We start from the raw sequence: 12,643 nt of genomic DNA, 5'->3' as shown, positions 1-12,643 counted from the left end.
CGCGCGTTGTAACCCTTAGGGCGAAGCTTAGGTGTTCAAGCATATGTCGGTTGGTGAGAAGCGTTCCGGACCGGGTCTGATCCGGCTGGCGGCGATGGCGGTCGCGCTGCCCATGGTAATGGCCGGCGGCGGCCACGCCCAGGAGCCCGCCGCGGCGTCGGCGGCCATGACGGCGCAGGCGCCCGTGACCCTGCCGCCGCTCAGCGCCGCCCAGGCCGCCCTGGTCTTCAAGGTGCTGGGCGACGCCCCGCTGCATGGCCTCTCCGCCACCGCCTATGCCCCGGCGGACGTCGCCGGAGAGCCTACCCCTGAACAGCACAAGGCCCTGGCGGACGGGCTGGTGCGCTACGCCCACGACCTACGGGTGGGCCGCCTGCTGCCCGGCGACTTCCCCGCCATGTGGGGGCTTCGGCCCGCGCCCTTCGACCCGACGCCGGAACTGGCCCAGGCCATCGCCACCGATCGGCTGGGCCCGTTCCTGGACAGCCTCGCGCCTGCCTATTCGGGCTACAGCGCGCTCCGCCGCGGCCTCGCCAGATACCGCGCCATCGCCGACGACGGTGGGTGGAAGCCAGTCCCCGAGGGCGCCGCATTCGGATTGGGCGCCACGGGCCCCAGGGTCGCGGCGCTTCGGGCTCGCCTGGCCGCCGAAGACAAGGATGTGCCGGCGGACGGCGCGACCTTTGACACGGCCCTCCAGCAGGGTGTCATCCGCGCCCAGCGGCGCTTCGGCCTTAAGCCCGACGGGGTCGTGGCCGGAGAGACGCTGGCCGCCCTCAACCAGCCGGTGGGCCAAAGGGTGCTGCAGGTGATCGCCAACATGGAGCGCTGGCGCTGGATGCCCCGGACCATGCCGGCCACCCGGGTGCAGGTGAACTCCGGCGCCGCCATCGTCACCCTGTTCCGCAACGACAAGCCGGTGCTCTCCATGAAGGCAGTGTCGGGCCGGGCCGGCGGCGACGAGACGCCGATGCTGGCCTCCGAGATCCACAGCGTGGTGCTGAACCCGCCCTGGAACGTCCCCACCTCCATCGCCAACGAGGAGCTCTGGCCCAAGGAGCGCAAGAACCCCGGTTACCTCACCCGCTCCGGCTATGTGGTCATTCCCACCGAGGGCGGCGGCAAGCGGCTGCAACAGAAGGCCGGGCCCACCAGCGCGCTGGGCCGCTACAAGTTCGACTTCGAGAACCCCTATTCGGTCTATCTGCACGACACGCCCTCGAAGGGCGGCTTCGATCGCTACGCCCGCCAGGCCAGCCACGGCTGCGTGCGCCTGGAGAAGCCACAGGCGCTGGCCGAGGCGCTGCTGGCCGCCGACCCCGCCTGGAGCAAGGAGGCCATCGCCGGCAAGGTGGCCGCAGGGACCACGGTGCGCGCCCAGTTGCCAGATCGCATTCCGGTCTACATCCTCTACTGGACCACGTTCGCCGGCGCCGATGGGCAGATGCATTTCCGCTCCGATCCGTACGGCTGGGACCGCGGGCTCTTACAACGGGTGGGTGTGCTCGCCGGCTCTAAGTCCAAGGGGAGCGAGGCCTGATCCATGCTGAGGTTCGTGCTGCTGCTGGCGGCGGGTTGCGTTGCCCTGCTGGTGATCCTGGCCCTTCTGCGCGACCGCGGCGAGCCCGTGGACCGGCCCCGGCCGGTGGACGCGGCGGTGGTCGCCGACGAACCTGCCCGGCCCCAGGTGGTCGCGGCGCCCGAGCCTGAGGCGCCGGCCGCCGTCGCCGACGTCCCAGCCGAGCCCGACGATCAGGTGGCTGAGGACGCCGCCGCCGTGGGCATGACCACGGTGGAGCCGCCCGCCGAAGAGCCGCCCACGAAGCCGACGGGCTAGAGCCCTAAGACCCGGCCCATTGGCGGACGCGGCCGGTGTCCACGTGCACGAAGTTGGACTGCGGATAGAAGCCGACGCCGCCGGCGGCCACGTCGAGGGCCGCCTTGCGCAGGTTGCGCAGGTCAACGCCTTGCAGGCGCACGTCCACGGCCTTGCCCAGGGTATGCTGGCTGTTGGAGGCCACCCCTGAGCTCTTGGCGTGCAGCATGGAATTGGTCGTGGGTGAGCGGTAGCCGGAGATGATCTGGAACGGCCGGTCGGTCTCCAGCCGCAGGTTTATGGCGTGCAGGGCGTCGAACAGCTGGGGCTCGATCATCTTCTCTTCGCCGGTGCGCCAGTCACGCAGCACCTTCATGCCTTGCGCCATGGCCTGGGCCACATAGCGGCCGCCCTCGTAATAGACCTCGTCGAAGGTTTCCCCGGTGTGCAGGTTGTGCAGGATCGCGCGCCGCGGCGCGTCGACGCCCAGCGCCCGGGCGAAGGATGGCTGAGCGAAGCCTCCAAGCAAGGCGGCTACGCCCAGCCGCAGCGCCTGTCGGCGTCCGATGATCGATGGCATGCCGGCTCCACCCCGCAACGAGCGGTCAAGATGCCCGCACTAGCCCTAATATCAACCTAAGCAAGCGCCGCCTGCGACCACGCGCCGCGATCGGTCATTTCCGCCGGCGCTCAGTTGTCGCGGGCTGCTTGGCCTGGCGCGACCTACCTCATAGCCCAGTGGCATGTGGCGTAGGGCTGGACCGAGGCAGGAGACGGGTTAACTAGGCATTGAGATGGGGCGGGGGTGTCGGTGCGAGCGCGTGCTTGGAGTCTGCTGAAACAACCGCTGGTCCAGTTCGTGCTGATCGGCGTTTTGATCTACGGCGGCTGGAAATTGAAGAACCCTCACGCGGAGGCCGTGCCCACTGAGATCCGGGTGGGGGCCGCCGAGCTGCGCTGGCTGCACGACACCTGGATCGGCCAGTTCGGCCACGCCCCGGACGCCACCGAGATGCGCTCGGCGATTCGAGGCTACATCGACGAGGAAGTGCGTTACCGCGAGGGCCTGGCCCTGGGGCTGGACCGCGACGACACCATCGTCCGGCGTCGGCTGGCCCAGAAGTACGACTTCATGCTGGGCGCCCAGGCTGCGGACATGATCGCCACCGATCGGCAACTCACCGACCAGCTCGCCCGCCACCCCGAGCGATACCGGGAACCGACGCAGACGGCCTTCTGCCAGGTCTATCTCGGCGACCAGGCGGCCGGGCTCGTGGCGGCGCAGTCGGCGCTGGCCAAGCTGTCGCCCGGTGAGCTGGCCGATCCCAACGCCCGCATCCAGACGCGCCAGGAACTGCCGTTCGAACGTTGCTACAAGGCCTCCAAGCCGGCCGACCTCGCGCGGGACTTCGGCCCGAACTTCGCCACGGTGGTGGATGGGCGCCTGCCCGTCGGCCGTTGGCAGGGGCCGGTGGAGTCCGGCTACGGCTATCACCTTGTTCTCGTGACCGCCCGCACGCCGGGGGCGCCGGCGACGCTCGCCTCCGCACGGCCAAGGATCGACGCCGACTGGCGGGCGGAGGCCATGACCGGCGCCCGCAAGCGGCAGGATGAAGACCTGCGCCGCCGCTACAGCGTCACGGTCGACGACGCCGCCATGAAGCGGCTGCTGCAGGGCACGGCCAAGTGAGGGCTTGGCTGGGCGCGCTCGTCGGGTTTCTCCTGCTCTGCGCAGGGGGCGCAACCGCCCACGAGATTCGGCCGGTCTTCCTGGACCTGCGCGAGACCCTGCCGGGCCACTATGACGTCACCTGGAAGCGGCCGGTGTTCAACAGCCGGCCGCTGGCCATCAGGCCGCGCTTCGAGCCGCGGTGTGCGCTGGCGCCTGCCGGAGCTTCCCAGGTCACCGGCTCATTTGCGATTGAGCGCACGAGCCTCGCCTGTCCCGGCGGCCTCGCCGGAACCCGCGTCGATTTCGACGGCCTGCCGGGGGCGATGGTCGATGGCCTGGTGCGGGTGCAGTTCGCGTCGGGCGAGGTGATCACCGGTCGGGTGCTGCCAAGCCGCCCGGCGTTCGACATCCCCCGACAAGGCAGCCCCGCCCAGGTGCTGGCCACCTACGTGGGACTTGGGCTTGAGCACATTCTGCTGGGCTACGACCACCTGCTGTTCGTCCTGGCCCTGGTGCTGTTCGTGGGAAGCTGGCGGCGATTGCTGGTCACCGCCACCGCGTTCACGGCGGCGCACAGCATCACCCTGTCGCTGGCGGCCCTGGGCGTCATTCACGTTCCCGTGCCGCCGGTGGAAGCGCTGATCGCCTTGTCGATCCTGTTGCTGGCGGTCGAGGTGCTGCGGGCGCGCGACGATCCCAGCCGCGCGGCCGGCTTGCGGCCCGCAACCCTGGCCTTCGGCTTTGGCCTGTTGCACGGCCTGGGCTTCGCCAGCGCCCTGGCCGACATCGGCCTGCCGCAGCACGAGATTCCCCTGGCCCTCTTCGCCTTCAACGTCGGAGTGGAACTTGGCCAGATAGCCTTCATCGCTGCGCTGCTGGGCCTTGGCTGGCTGGCGCGCGGCTTGGGGCCGACGCCCCGGCGTTGGGCCTACACCACAGCCAGCTACGCCATCGGCGGCCTTGCCGCCTTCTGGACGCTCGAGCGTGTGGCCGGATTCTGAGGGCGCATGGACGGGGTAGGTCTCCGGTTGATCCCGACGGGTGACAGGCCGAAGGGCTGTCGCAATTGAGAGGAGTCCCATGTCCGTCAGCCGGGTGAAAACCACTAGCCTGCAGCGCCGCAAGCTGGCGGGTATGCGGCTGATCCGCGGCGGCGAGTTCCTCATGGGCTCCGACGCCCACTATCCGGAGGAGGCGCCGGTGCGCCGCGCGGTGGTGGGGGATTTCTGGATCGACGAGCATCCGGTGACCAACCGGGCGTTCACGCGCTTCGTCGAAGACACGGGCTACGTCACCTTCGCCGAGATCGCGCCGGACCCCCTGGACTATCCCGGCATGTTGCCGGACATGGCGAGGCCGGGATCTGCCGTGTTCAACAAGCCCGACGGACCCGTCGACCTGGGGGACTCGGGCGCCTGGTGGCGCTTCACGTTCGGCGCGGACTGGCGCCATCCCACCGGTCCTGACGGCGACGTGGCTGCGCTCCTTGATCACCCTGTGGTGCAGATCGCTTTCGCGGACGCCTCGGCCTACGCCTTCTGGGCCGGCAAGGCCCTGCCGACCGAGGCCGAATGGGAGTTCGCCGGGCGCGGCGGCGTCTCCGGCGCGCCCTTCATGTGGGGCGACGAACTGGCTCCCGAAGGCCGCATGATGGCCAACTACTGGCAGGGCGAGTTTCCCTGGGACAACCGCGCGGACGACGGCTTCGAGCGGACCTCGCCGGTGGGCGCCTTCCCGGCCAACGGCTTCGGCCTGTACGACATGGTCGGCAATGTCTGGGAGTGGACCAACGACTGGTACGCTGCGGACGGCGCCGAGCCGGGGCGAACCTGCTGCGGTCCGCCGCGCGCCCGCACGGCGCGGGAACATGAAAGCTATGACCCCGCCTCGCCGCTTCTGCGGATCGGCCGCAAGGTGCTCAAGGGCGGTTCCCACCTCTGCGCTGCCAACTACTGCCAGAGGTATCGTCCGTCGGCGCGCTACGCTCAGCCTATCGACAGTCCCACCTCGCACGTGGGCTTCCGCTGTATCGCCCGGCGATGACCGGGGCGTGAGGGCCTTGCGGGGTATGCCTGCCGGCTATGAAGAGTTGCCAAGCGGCGGCGCGGCGCGAACCGCCTGGCGAGATAGGCTGCACAACGGCCGGTGAAACGGAACCCGACATGACCTCAAACCCCAGGTTCCCGCGAGCGCGACCGACGCGACGTTCAGCGCTCATCGCGTTGGCGGGCGCGGCCTTGCCGACCTCACTGATCTCAGGAGAGGCGATGTCGGCGACACTCCGCTATCGAGTGCGGCGTCTGGTCGACCGCCCAATCGTCGCACCGGGCATGGACGCCCGCATGGGAACGAACATCGAGGGGCCGTCGCTGATCCGTACGCCGGGCTGGCTGCCCAACCGGCTTGGCCGGTACTACCTCTATTTCGCCGACCACAAGGGCGACTACATCCGCCTGGCCTATGCCGACCGCTTGGCCGGGCCCTGGAAGGTCCATGCCCCCGGCTCGCTGCAACTGGCCCAGTCGGGCTTCCCCATCGAGCGGCAAACCGGCCCTGCGGCGGAGGAGGCGAAGCTGGCTGTGGCTGGCGGTCCCGGCCGGGCGCCCTTCGGCACGCCCGGCGTGCCCAGCGCCCTTGATGACGCGACCCTGCCGCACATCGCCTCGCCTGACGCCCACGTGGACGAGGCCGGCCGTCGGATCGTAATGTACTATCATGGGCTGCAGGCGTTCGGTGTCCAGCGCACGCGGGTCGCCGTCTCTTGGGACGGCGTCAACTTCCAGACGCAGGGCGAGGTGCTAGGCGGGCCCTACATGCGGACATTCCGCCATGGCGGCTACATTTACGCCATGTCGATGCCAGGCATCTTTTCCCGGTCGGGGGACGGCTTCGCCGGCTTCGAGGCGGGACCGAGGCTCTTTGGTCCCGATCAGCGCCACAGCGCCGTGCTCAAGCGCGGCGACACCCTGCACGTCTTCTGGACGCGGGTCGGGGATGCGCCGGAGCGGATCTACGCCTCCACCATCGACCTCTCCAGCGACTGGGTGTCGTGGAAGGAGAGTCCGCCCGTCGAGGTGCTGCGGCCCGAGCGGCCCTGGGAAGGCGCGGGACTGCCGCTGGCGCCCTCCTACCGCAGCGCCGTCAACATGCCGGTCAACCAGCTGCGCGACCCGGCCATCTACGAGGAAGGCGGTCGGACCTTCCTCGTCTACGCCGTGAGAGGCGAGGGCGGACTCGGGATCGCTGAGCTGCAGCTCGCCTAGAAGCGGGCCTTGAGCTCCAGCGCCACGTTGCGGGGCTCGTTGAGGGTGCAGCGCAGGACCGTGCCCCCGGTGGCCGCATTGTTCAGGCCGAACGGCCCATTGCTGGGCTGGTTGAAGATGCCCAGGCAAAAGGTCTCGTCCGTGAGGTTCTGGGCGGCGATCGCCACTTCCCACTTCTGATCCGGACCGCGGATGGCGAACCGCAACGCGAACACGCTGTAGCCCTCCTGGGCGGCTTGCGGGTTGTTGTCGCCCGAGGCGCTGAGGTTGGTCTCGGTGGTGAAGCTCATGTCCCCGCGCGCCACCCAGCTCAGTCCGCCGGAGAGGTCACCCACGTACTGCGCCGACGCCGCGCCCTGCCATTGCGGGGAATAGGGCAGGCGCTGGCCCGTGAGGTCCTGGGGGGTCGTGAAAGCCGGCAGCGGCGGCGCGCCTCGAAAGTCCGTGTACTGGGAGTCCAGATAAGCGGTCGAGAAGGTGAGGGTCAGCGGCGGGATCGGCCGGGCGATCATGTCCACTTCGAAGCCCTGCTGGCGCACCTCGCCGTTGTTGCGGACCCGGAACTGCGCGCCGTCATAGGTGCGGAACTGGTACTCCGTGATCTCGGTGCGATAGAAGGTGAGATTGGCGATCAGCCGACGGTCGAACAGTGCCGACTTGGCGCCCAGCTCGATGTTGGTGGTGGATTCCGGCTTGAAGGTCCGCCCCGCCGCGCCCACGGCGCCGGTGGTGCCGGCCCCGGTGTCGAACCCGCCGGACTTGAAGCCTGTGGAATAGCTGGTGAACAGCATGATCCCGTCGGCCGGCCGATAGGTGGCGTTCAGGCGATAGGTGATCTTGTCTTCCTCGAGCGCCAGCGCGGTGTTCTCAGGCGATTGGGCGGCTGCGCTGTTGTTGGTGATCGCCCGGAACCGGCCGCTCTTGTCGTCCTTGGAGTAGCGGATGCCCGCGGTCAGTCCGAGCTGCTCGGTGACATTGAAGGTTCCTTGCGCATAGGCCGCGTAGGATTCCGTGGTCTGGTCGAAGTAGATCAACGAGGCGTTTGTCAGCGGCGCGGCGCGGCAGGCCGCCAGGCGTGCGGCGGTGCTGGTGTTGCGGATGAACACTTCACAAAAGGAGGGGTACAGATTGACGACCTGCCCGATGTCGTACTCCTCCTCGAAGTAGTAGAGGCCCGAGACGAAGCTCGCCCGCCCATTCATCAGCGTCTCAGGCGACAGCAGCTGCAGCTCCTGGGAGTGGCTCTGGCTGTCGAAGGTGCCCAACCGGCTGGAAAGGGCCAGGGGGGTACTGCCCGTGGAGACCTGGTACTGATCGTTGTGCCAGTCCCGGTAGCCGCTGATCAGCTTCAGCTGGTAATCCCCGGGCAGGTCCCAGGTGAGATCGCTGGCGACCCCGGTCTGGTAGTCCGCCAGGTCGCCTTCGGATTCCTGGCGAACGTTGCGGCGATAGGTGTCGTCGAGATAGGGCAGGTCGCCGGTGAGCGGGCCCGCGCCATCCGGGTCGAGGCGGGTCTGCCAGTTGATCCGCGCCTGCGGGCTCACCGTGGCGGCGACGACGGTGACGGTGTTGTTGCCGTCGCCGGTCAGGTGCTGGCTGTCGCCGCGCAGCACCCACGTTACTTCGGGCGTGATCTCCCAGCGGACCGCCCCACGGACGGAGAAGCCGTCGTTGCGCCCGAGGCTGCGGCCCGTCAGGTCGTTCACGCCGTACCCTTCAGCGCGGTAGCCCAGCACCGACACGCGGCCGGCCAGGCTCTCGTTGATCGGCACATTGACGGTCGCCGACAGGCGCCGGCGCCCATAGTCGCCGACCGAGGCGAACAACTCGCCGCCCAGGGTGTCCTGCGGCTCGGTCGTGCGCAACAGGATCGCGCCCATCGAGGCGTTGCGGCCGAACAGCGTACCCTGCGGCCCGCGCAGCACTTCCACCGATGAGATGTCGTTGAGCCCGGCCAACAGGGACCCCACCCGCGGGATGTAGATGCCGTCGACGAAGGACGCCACGCTGGGCTCGATGGCGGTGTTTCCGGCGGTGCCGATGCCGCGGATCATCACCCGCGTGTTGGTCTGCTGAGACGAGGTGGTCAGGTTGAGGTTCGGCGTGATCCGGCGCAGGTCGCGCACGTCGTTCACCCCGGCTGCTTTGAGGGTCTCGCTGTTGAAGGCGGTGACGGAAATCGGCACGTCCTGGACGTTCTCGACCCGCTTCTGGGCGGTGACCACGACTTCCGCCAGGCCGACGGGCTCGCCCGCCTGCTGAGCGGCGGCCGTGCCGAAGGCGAGCAGCGCGAACGCCGCAGCTGAGGAGAGCAGTGCTGTCCGGTTCATGTTTTCCCCCTTGTCCGTCCCTGAGAGGCCGGATCACGTTTGTTGGACCACTGATGGAAACGCCTTGGTTGGCCGTCAATGCGCCACGTTGGCGGCGGCCCCAGGCAAGCTCGACGCCGGAGGGCCGGCCCGCCGCCGCCGCAGGGCGCCCGGCTGCGGCGCGAATTCGCCCTAAGTCGCCGTATTCACAGGCAAGCCGCGGTCGGAACCACCGCCCTCGATGCGGCTTGAAGCGGCGAAAGGTTGGTTCCAGGCCATAGCCTTCGGCTATCTGAGGATGGCGTTGACGCCGGAGACGACGGTGCGCCGCACGCTCCACTCTGCGCCTGGGAGGGCCGGCCCGATGGAAAGTCTGAACCGCCGGGTGTTCTGCGGCTCGGTCGCCGCCACCAGCCTCACCGCCAGCGACACGGCGGCGGCGGCGGCGTGGAACGCCGGCCCGGTGCGTCACATCCTGCCGGCGGCCTCCCACGACGCGATCCGGCTGAAGACGTCGTTCTCGGAGCCGCTCCGGGTCCCTCCGGTTCTGGAACTGAACGGCAGGCGCATCGCCGGTCAGGCCACTGCGCCGGGTGGCCGGCATTGGCGTTTCGAAGGGGGCGGCTTGCGTCCGAACTGGTCCCACTCGCTGAGGATTACGGCGGGCGGCCAGGGCGCCACGGACCGTTGGTCACTACGCACCACGCCCGCGCCAGACGCCCGGCCCGGTGCGTTTCGGCTTCTCGCCTTCACCTGCGCCGGCGGGGACGAGGAGCCGGCGACGAACGGGCGCCGCGCTCACATTCCGCTGACGACCCGGCAGGCGCTGCTTCAGCGCGGCCTGAGCTTCGCACCGGACGCCGTCCTGGCCATCGGCGACCACGTCTACTGGGACCAGGAGAGCGGGCTGCGGCGCAACAACGGCCAGCCGAGCGCGATCAACCGGCGGATCGGGATGCTCTCGCAACCCGCCGACAGCGCGGCGAACCTGCAGATGTTGGCCACCGTCGGCGACCGCCAGATCGCCTCCCTCTATGGCGCGGCGTTGCGCTCCACCCCGGTCTGGTTCGTCCGCGACGACCATGACTACTTCGAGAATGACGAGTTCTACGGCGAGCGCGGGACCTTTCCCGCGTCACCGTTAAACCGCGGGGCCACCCAGCAGCTGCAGGCGATGTTCTGGCCGGAATTCCTCCCCGACGTGAACCGACCGGGGACCCTGCCGGGCGTCGACTGCAGCTTCGGGACGATGCGCTGGGGCCGCCTGTTCGAGGGGCTCCTGTACGACTGCCGCGGCTATCTGACGGTCGACGCCGACAGCGCCGCGTTTGTGCCGCCGGCCGCGGAGGCCTGGCTGGCCGGGCGCACTGGCGACGCCGACATCCGGCACGTCATGCAGGTCCCTTCGACCCCCTGGGGTTGGAGCGCTGGAAAGTGGGGCGAATGGTATCCCGACGCGCTGGGCGCCGACGGCAAGCCCGCGGCGCGACCGGACAAGCCCGGCTGGCGCGCCGGATGGTTCGAACAGCATCAGCGGCTGCTCGCCCTGGCCGGATCGCGCGGGCGCGACAGCCTGGTGGCCTCAGGCGATCTCCACGCCGTGGGCGCGGCGCGGATCCGCCGCAGCGGCGGCCTCACGCCGCAGAGCGGCGTCCACAGCATCCTCACCGGCCCGCTGGGTGTCGACGATCTGGCGTTCCCGTCGTCGTTCCGAGGGACGGCGGCCTTCATTCCCGCGGATGTGGACCTGGAGACCCACCAGGCCCCGCTGGAGAAGACCGGGTTCACGATCCTGGACTTCGCACCCCAGGGCATCCGCATCCGGCAGTTCGCCTGGCGCAGCCCGAGCCCGCTGACGGAGATCGCCGGCCTCCAGCCAATTCTGGACAAGGTCATCGAGACCCGGGCCTGACAACGTCAAGCCCCCCCACAGGTCAGGCGGCGGCGTTGAGCGGCTTGCGGCTGGCGGCGACCTTGGCGAGTTCGGCCAGCGACTTGATGATCGGCGAGCGCCAGCGCTCGGCGGTGGTCAACATCCAGCACGAGTAGGTGAGGTCGAGCGTGCAGGAGACCCGCGCCAGCCGACCCGCCGTCACCTCGTCCTCGAACAGGAAGGACGCGCCCATGGCGATGGCGTCGGTGTACAGGGCGCGCTGGGTGATCAGGCCGTAGTCGTCGCTGACGAAAGCGGTCAGGTTGTCGGTCTGCTCGCGGTTTATCGTGCCGACCCAGTGTTCCAGGCCCGGCAGTACGCTGGGCAAGGCGATCGGGTGCCGCAACAGCGCCTCGGGAGTGACATCGCGCAGGTCCAGCACGGGGTGTCCCCGCCGGGCCACGAAAATTATCGTGTCCTCGAACAGCTTCTTTCGGATCAGGTCGCCGTATCGCGCCGCGTGTTCGGAATAGCCCAGGGCAATGTCCACGCTTCCCTCGTTCAGGGCGCGGATGACGCCCTGGCCGCTTTCCAGCGTGGTCTCCAGGTGCAGGCGCGGGAACCGCTCGGCGACCAGGCGCAGCAGTTCCGGCAGAGGCTTCAGCCGTGTCGCCGGGCCAACGGCGATGCGCACGCGCCCCTCTTCCCCCCGCGCCATCTGTTCCAGGTCGCGGGTGAGCGCCGCCACCCCCTGCAGAAGGGCCTCTGCCCGTTGGGCCACGAAGGCGCCATAGGCGGTGGGACGGGCTGCTCCGTTGCTGCGCTCGAAGAGCTTCAGGGAGAGCTGCGCTTCCAAGCGGGCGATGCTCTTGCTGAGCGTCGGCTGCGATATGCGCAGCTTGCGGGCCGCACCGCTGAAACCGCCGGCGCGGCAGACTTCGAAGATCTGTTCGAGATGCCTCAGCTCCATGCCGTGGAGCTATAGCAGCCTGCGTCGGAGATGTGCAGACCGGCCCGGCCGGTCGCGGCACTATGAGCCGGCGCAGGACGCGCGACGATGGCCGCCGCGGGGAGATGCAGATGAAGCCGGTGAAAAGTGTGGCCCTGGCGGCCCTGGCCGCGGCGGCGGTCGCAAGCCTGCCGGCCGCCGTGCAAGCCGCGCCCGAGCCAGCGCGCCGGCCCAACATCATCGTCATCCTGGCCGACGACCTGGGCTATGGCGACACCAGCGTCTACGGCAGCAAGGTGATCCGCACGCCGAATATCGACGCCCTGGCGGCCGCCGGCGTACGATTCACCTCGGGCTACGTTACCCATCCGGTCTGCGCGCCCTCGCGCGCCGCCCTGCTCACCGGTCGCTACCAGCAGCGGTTCGGCTACGAGTTCAATCCGGTTGGCCGCGACCGTGCCGGGGGCCTTGCGCTGTCCGAGACCCTGGTGGGCCAGGTGATGAAGTCGGCGGGCTACCGCACCGGGATGATCGGCAAGTGGCACCTGGGCCAGGCGGCGGGCTACCACCCGGTGGACCGCGGCTTCGACGAGTTCTTTGGCATGACCGCGGGCGCGTCGAGCTTCATGATCGATCCGCAACCCGGCGACGAGGCGCACACGCCGCCGGGCTCCGAGGGCTCGGAACGGGCGACAGCCACCGATCCCGTGCCGCCCAGCGCCACCCTCGCGGAGCGGGCCCAGTACACGCGCCGCATGTCG

Annotated in this window: 11 protein-coding genes; 8 read left to right on the top strand and 3 right to left on the bottom strand. The window is 69.4% G+C overall.

Translation table 11 applies throughout. The annotated features are described in order from the left end of the window. Positions 1 to 31 precede the first annotated feature (31 nt). Together ACLL81_RS12035 and ACLL81_RS12030 are read left to right on the top strand one after the other, a co-directional pair. On the top strand, positions 32 to 1,540 hold the full coding sequence (locus ACLL81_RS12035) for a L,D-transpeptidase family protein (protein ID WP_411288585.1): 1,509 nt from the start codon (positions 32 to 34) through the stop codon (positions 1,538 to 1,540). Positions 1,541 to 1,543: 3 nt separating this feature from the next. After that, entirely contained in the window at positions 1,544 to 1,837 is a 294-nt protein-coding gene (locus ACLL81_RS12030; RefSeq protein WP_411288584.1) for a hypothetical protein, read from the top strand. 4 nt (positions 1,838 to 1,841) lie between these two features. On the opposite strand, the gene ACLL81_RS12025 is transcribed toward ACLL81_RS12030, so the two are convergent. Then, a complete protein-coding gene (locus ACLL81_RS12025; RefSeq protein WP_411288583.1) occupies positions 1,842 to 2,396 on the bottom strand; it encodes a DUF882 domain-containing protein in 555 nt (184 codons plus the stop codon). A gap of 231 nt (positions 2,397 to 2,627) precedes the next feature. Between ACLL81_RS12025 and ACLL81_RS12020 the strand changes: the two genes are divergently transcribed. The 4 genes from ACLL81_RS12020 (at position 2,628) to ACLL81_RS12005 (ending at position 6,751) form a co-directional block, all read left to right on the top strand. Further along, positions 2,628 to 3,506 (top strand): peptidyl-prolyl cis-trans isomerase, encoded by an 879-nt coding sequence (locus ACLL81_RS12020; RefSeq protein ID WP_411288582.1) that lies wholly within the window; start codon positions 2,628 to 2,630, stop codon positions 3,504 to 3,506. Beyond that, positions 3,503 to 4,489 (top strand): HupE/UreJ family protein, encoded by a 987-nt coding sequence (locus ACLL81_RS12015; protein ID WP_411288581.1) that lies wholly within the window; start codon positions 3,503 to 3,505, stop codon positions 4,487 to 4,489. The genes ACLL81_RS12020 and ACLL81_RS12015 overlap by 4 nt, the downstream gene beginning before the upstream one ends. Positions 4,490 to 4,568: 79 nt before the next feature. Continuing rightward, entirely contained in the window at positions 4,569 to 5,531 is a 963-nt protein-coding gene (locus ACLL81_RS12010) for a formylglycine-generating enzyme family protein (protein WP_411288580.1), read from the top strand. Positions 5,532 to 5,755: 224 nt separating this feature from the next. Next, the gene (locus tag ACLL81_RS12005; protein WP_411288579.1) at positions 5,756 to 6,751 is read left to right on the top strand and encodes a hypothetical protein; all 996 of its coding nucleotides are present in this window, start codon (positions 5,756 to 5,758) and stop codon (positions 6,749 to 6,751) included. Here the strand turns inward: ACLL81_RS12005 and ACLL81_RS12000 are convergent. Next, entirely contained in the window at positions 6,748 to 9,081 is a 2,334-nt protein-coding gene (locus ACLL81_RS12000) for a TonB-dependent receptor (protein WP_411288578.1), read from the bottom strand. The two genes, ACLL81_RS12005 and ACLL81_RS12000, sit on opposite strands and share 4 nt — an antisense overlap. A 343-nt stretch (positions 9,082 to 9,424) precedes the next feature. Here ACLL81_RS12000 and ACLL81_RS11995 point away from each other — a divergent pair, with 343 nt between their 5' ends. Then, positions 9,425 to 10,972 (top strand): hypothetical protein, encoded by a 1,548-nt coding sequence (locus tag ACLL81_RS11995; protein ID WP_411288577.1) that lies wholly within the window; start codon positions 9,425 to 9,427, stop codon positions 10,970 to 10,972. Positions 10,973 to 10,994: 22 nt separating this feature from the next. On the opposite strand, the gene ACLL81_RS11990 is transcribed toward ACLL81_RS11995, so the two are convergent. Then, positions 10,995 to 11,903, bottom strand: coding sequence for a LysR family transcriptional regulator (locus tag ACLL81_RS11990; protein ID WP_411288576.1), 909 nt, complete (start codon positions 11,901 to 11,903; stop codon positions 10,995 to 10,997). A 110-nt stretch (positions 11,904 to 12,013) separates the two neighbouring features. Between ACLL81_RS11990 and ACLL81_RS11985 the strand changes: the two genes are divergently transcribed. Beyond that, a partial coding sequence (locus tag ACLL81_RS11985) for a sulfatase-like hydrolase/transferase (RefSeq protein WP_411288575.1) occupies positions 12,014 to 12,643 on the top strand: 630 nt, incomplete at its 3' end.

This window comes from Phenylobacterium sp., assembly GCF_046590535.1.
Classification (GTDB): Bacteria; Pseudomonadota; Alphaproteobacteria; order Caulobacterales; family Caulobacteraceae; genus Phenylobacterium.
The sequence above is the reverse complement of the archived record's forward strand: the minus strand, read 5'-3'. Positions and strand labels throughout refer to the sequence as shown.

Excerpts from the sequence above, each read along its gene's own strand:
- ACLL81_RS12005 (WP_411288579.1), top strand. The coding sequence starts at position 5,756 with ATGTCGGCGACACTCCGCTATCGAGTGCGGCGTCTGGTCGACCGCCCA.
- ACLL81_RS12030 (WP_411288584.1), top strand. The coding sequence starts at position 1,544 with ATGCTGAGGTTCGTGCTGCTGCTGGCGGCGGGTTGCGTTGCCCTGCTG.
- ACLL81_RS12000 (WP_411288578.1), bottom strand. The coding sequence starts at position 9,081 with ATGAACCGGACAGCACTGCTCTCCTCAGCTGCGGCGTTCGCGCTGCTC.
- ACLL81_RS11990 (WP_411288576.1), bottom strand. The coding sequence starts at position 11,903 with ATGGAGCTGAGGCATCTCGAACAGATCTTCGAAGTCTGCCGCGCCGGC.
- ACLL81_RS12010 (WP_411288580.1), top strand. The coding sequence starts at position 4,569 with ATGTCCGTCAGCCGGGTGAAAACCACTAGCCTGCAGCGCCGCAAGCTG.
- ACLL81_RS11995 (WP_411288577.1), top strand. The coding sequence starts at position 9,425 with ATGGAAAGTCTGAACCGCCGGGTGTTCTGCGGCTCGGTCGCCGCCACC.
- ACLL81_RS12025 (WP_411288583.1), bottom strand. The coding sequence starts at position 2,396 with ATGCCATCGATCATCGGACGCCGACAGGCGCTGCGGCTGGGCGTAGCC.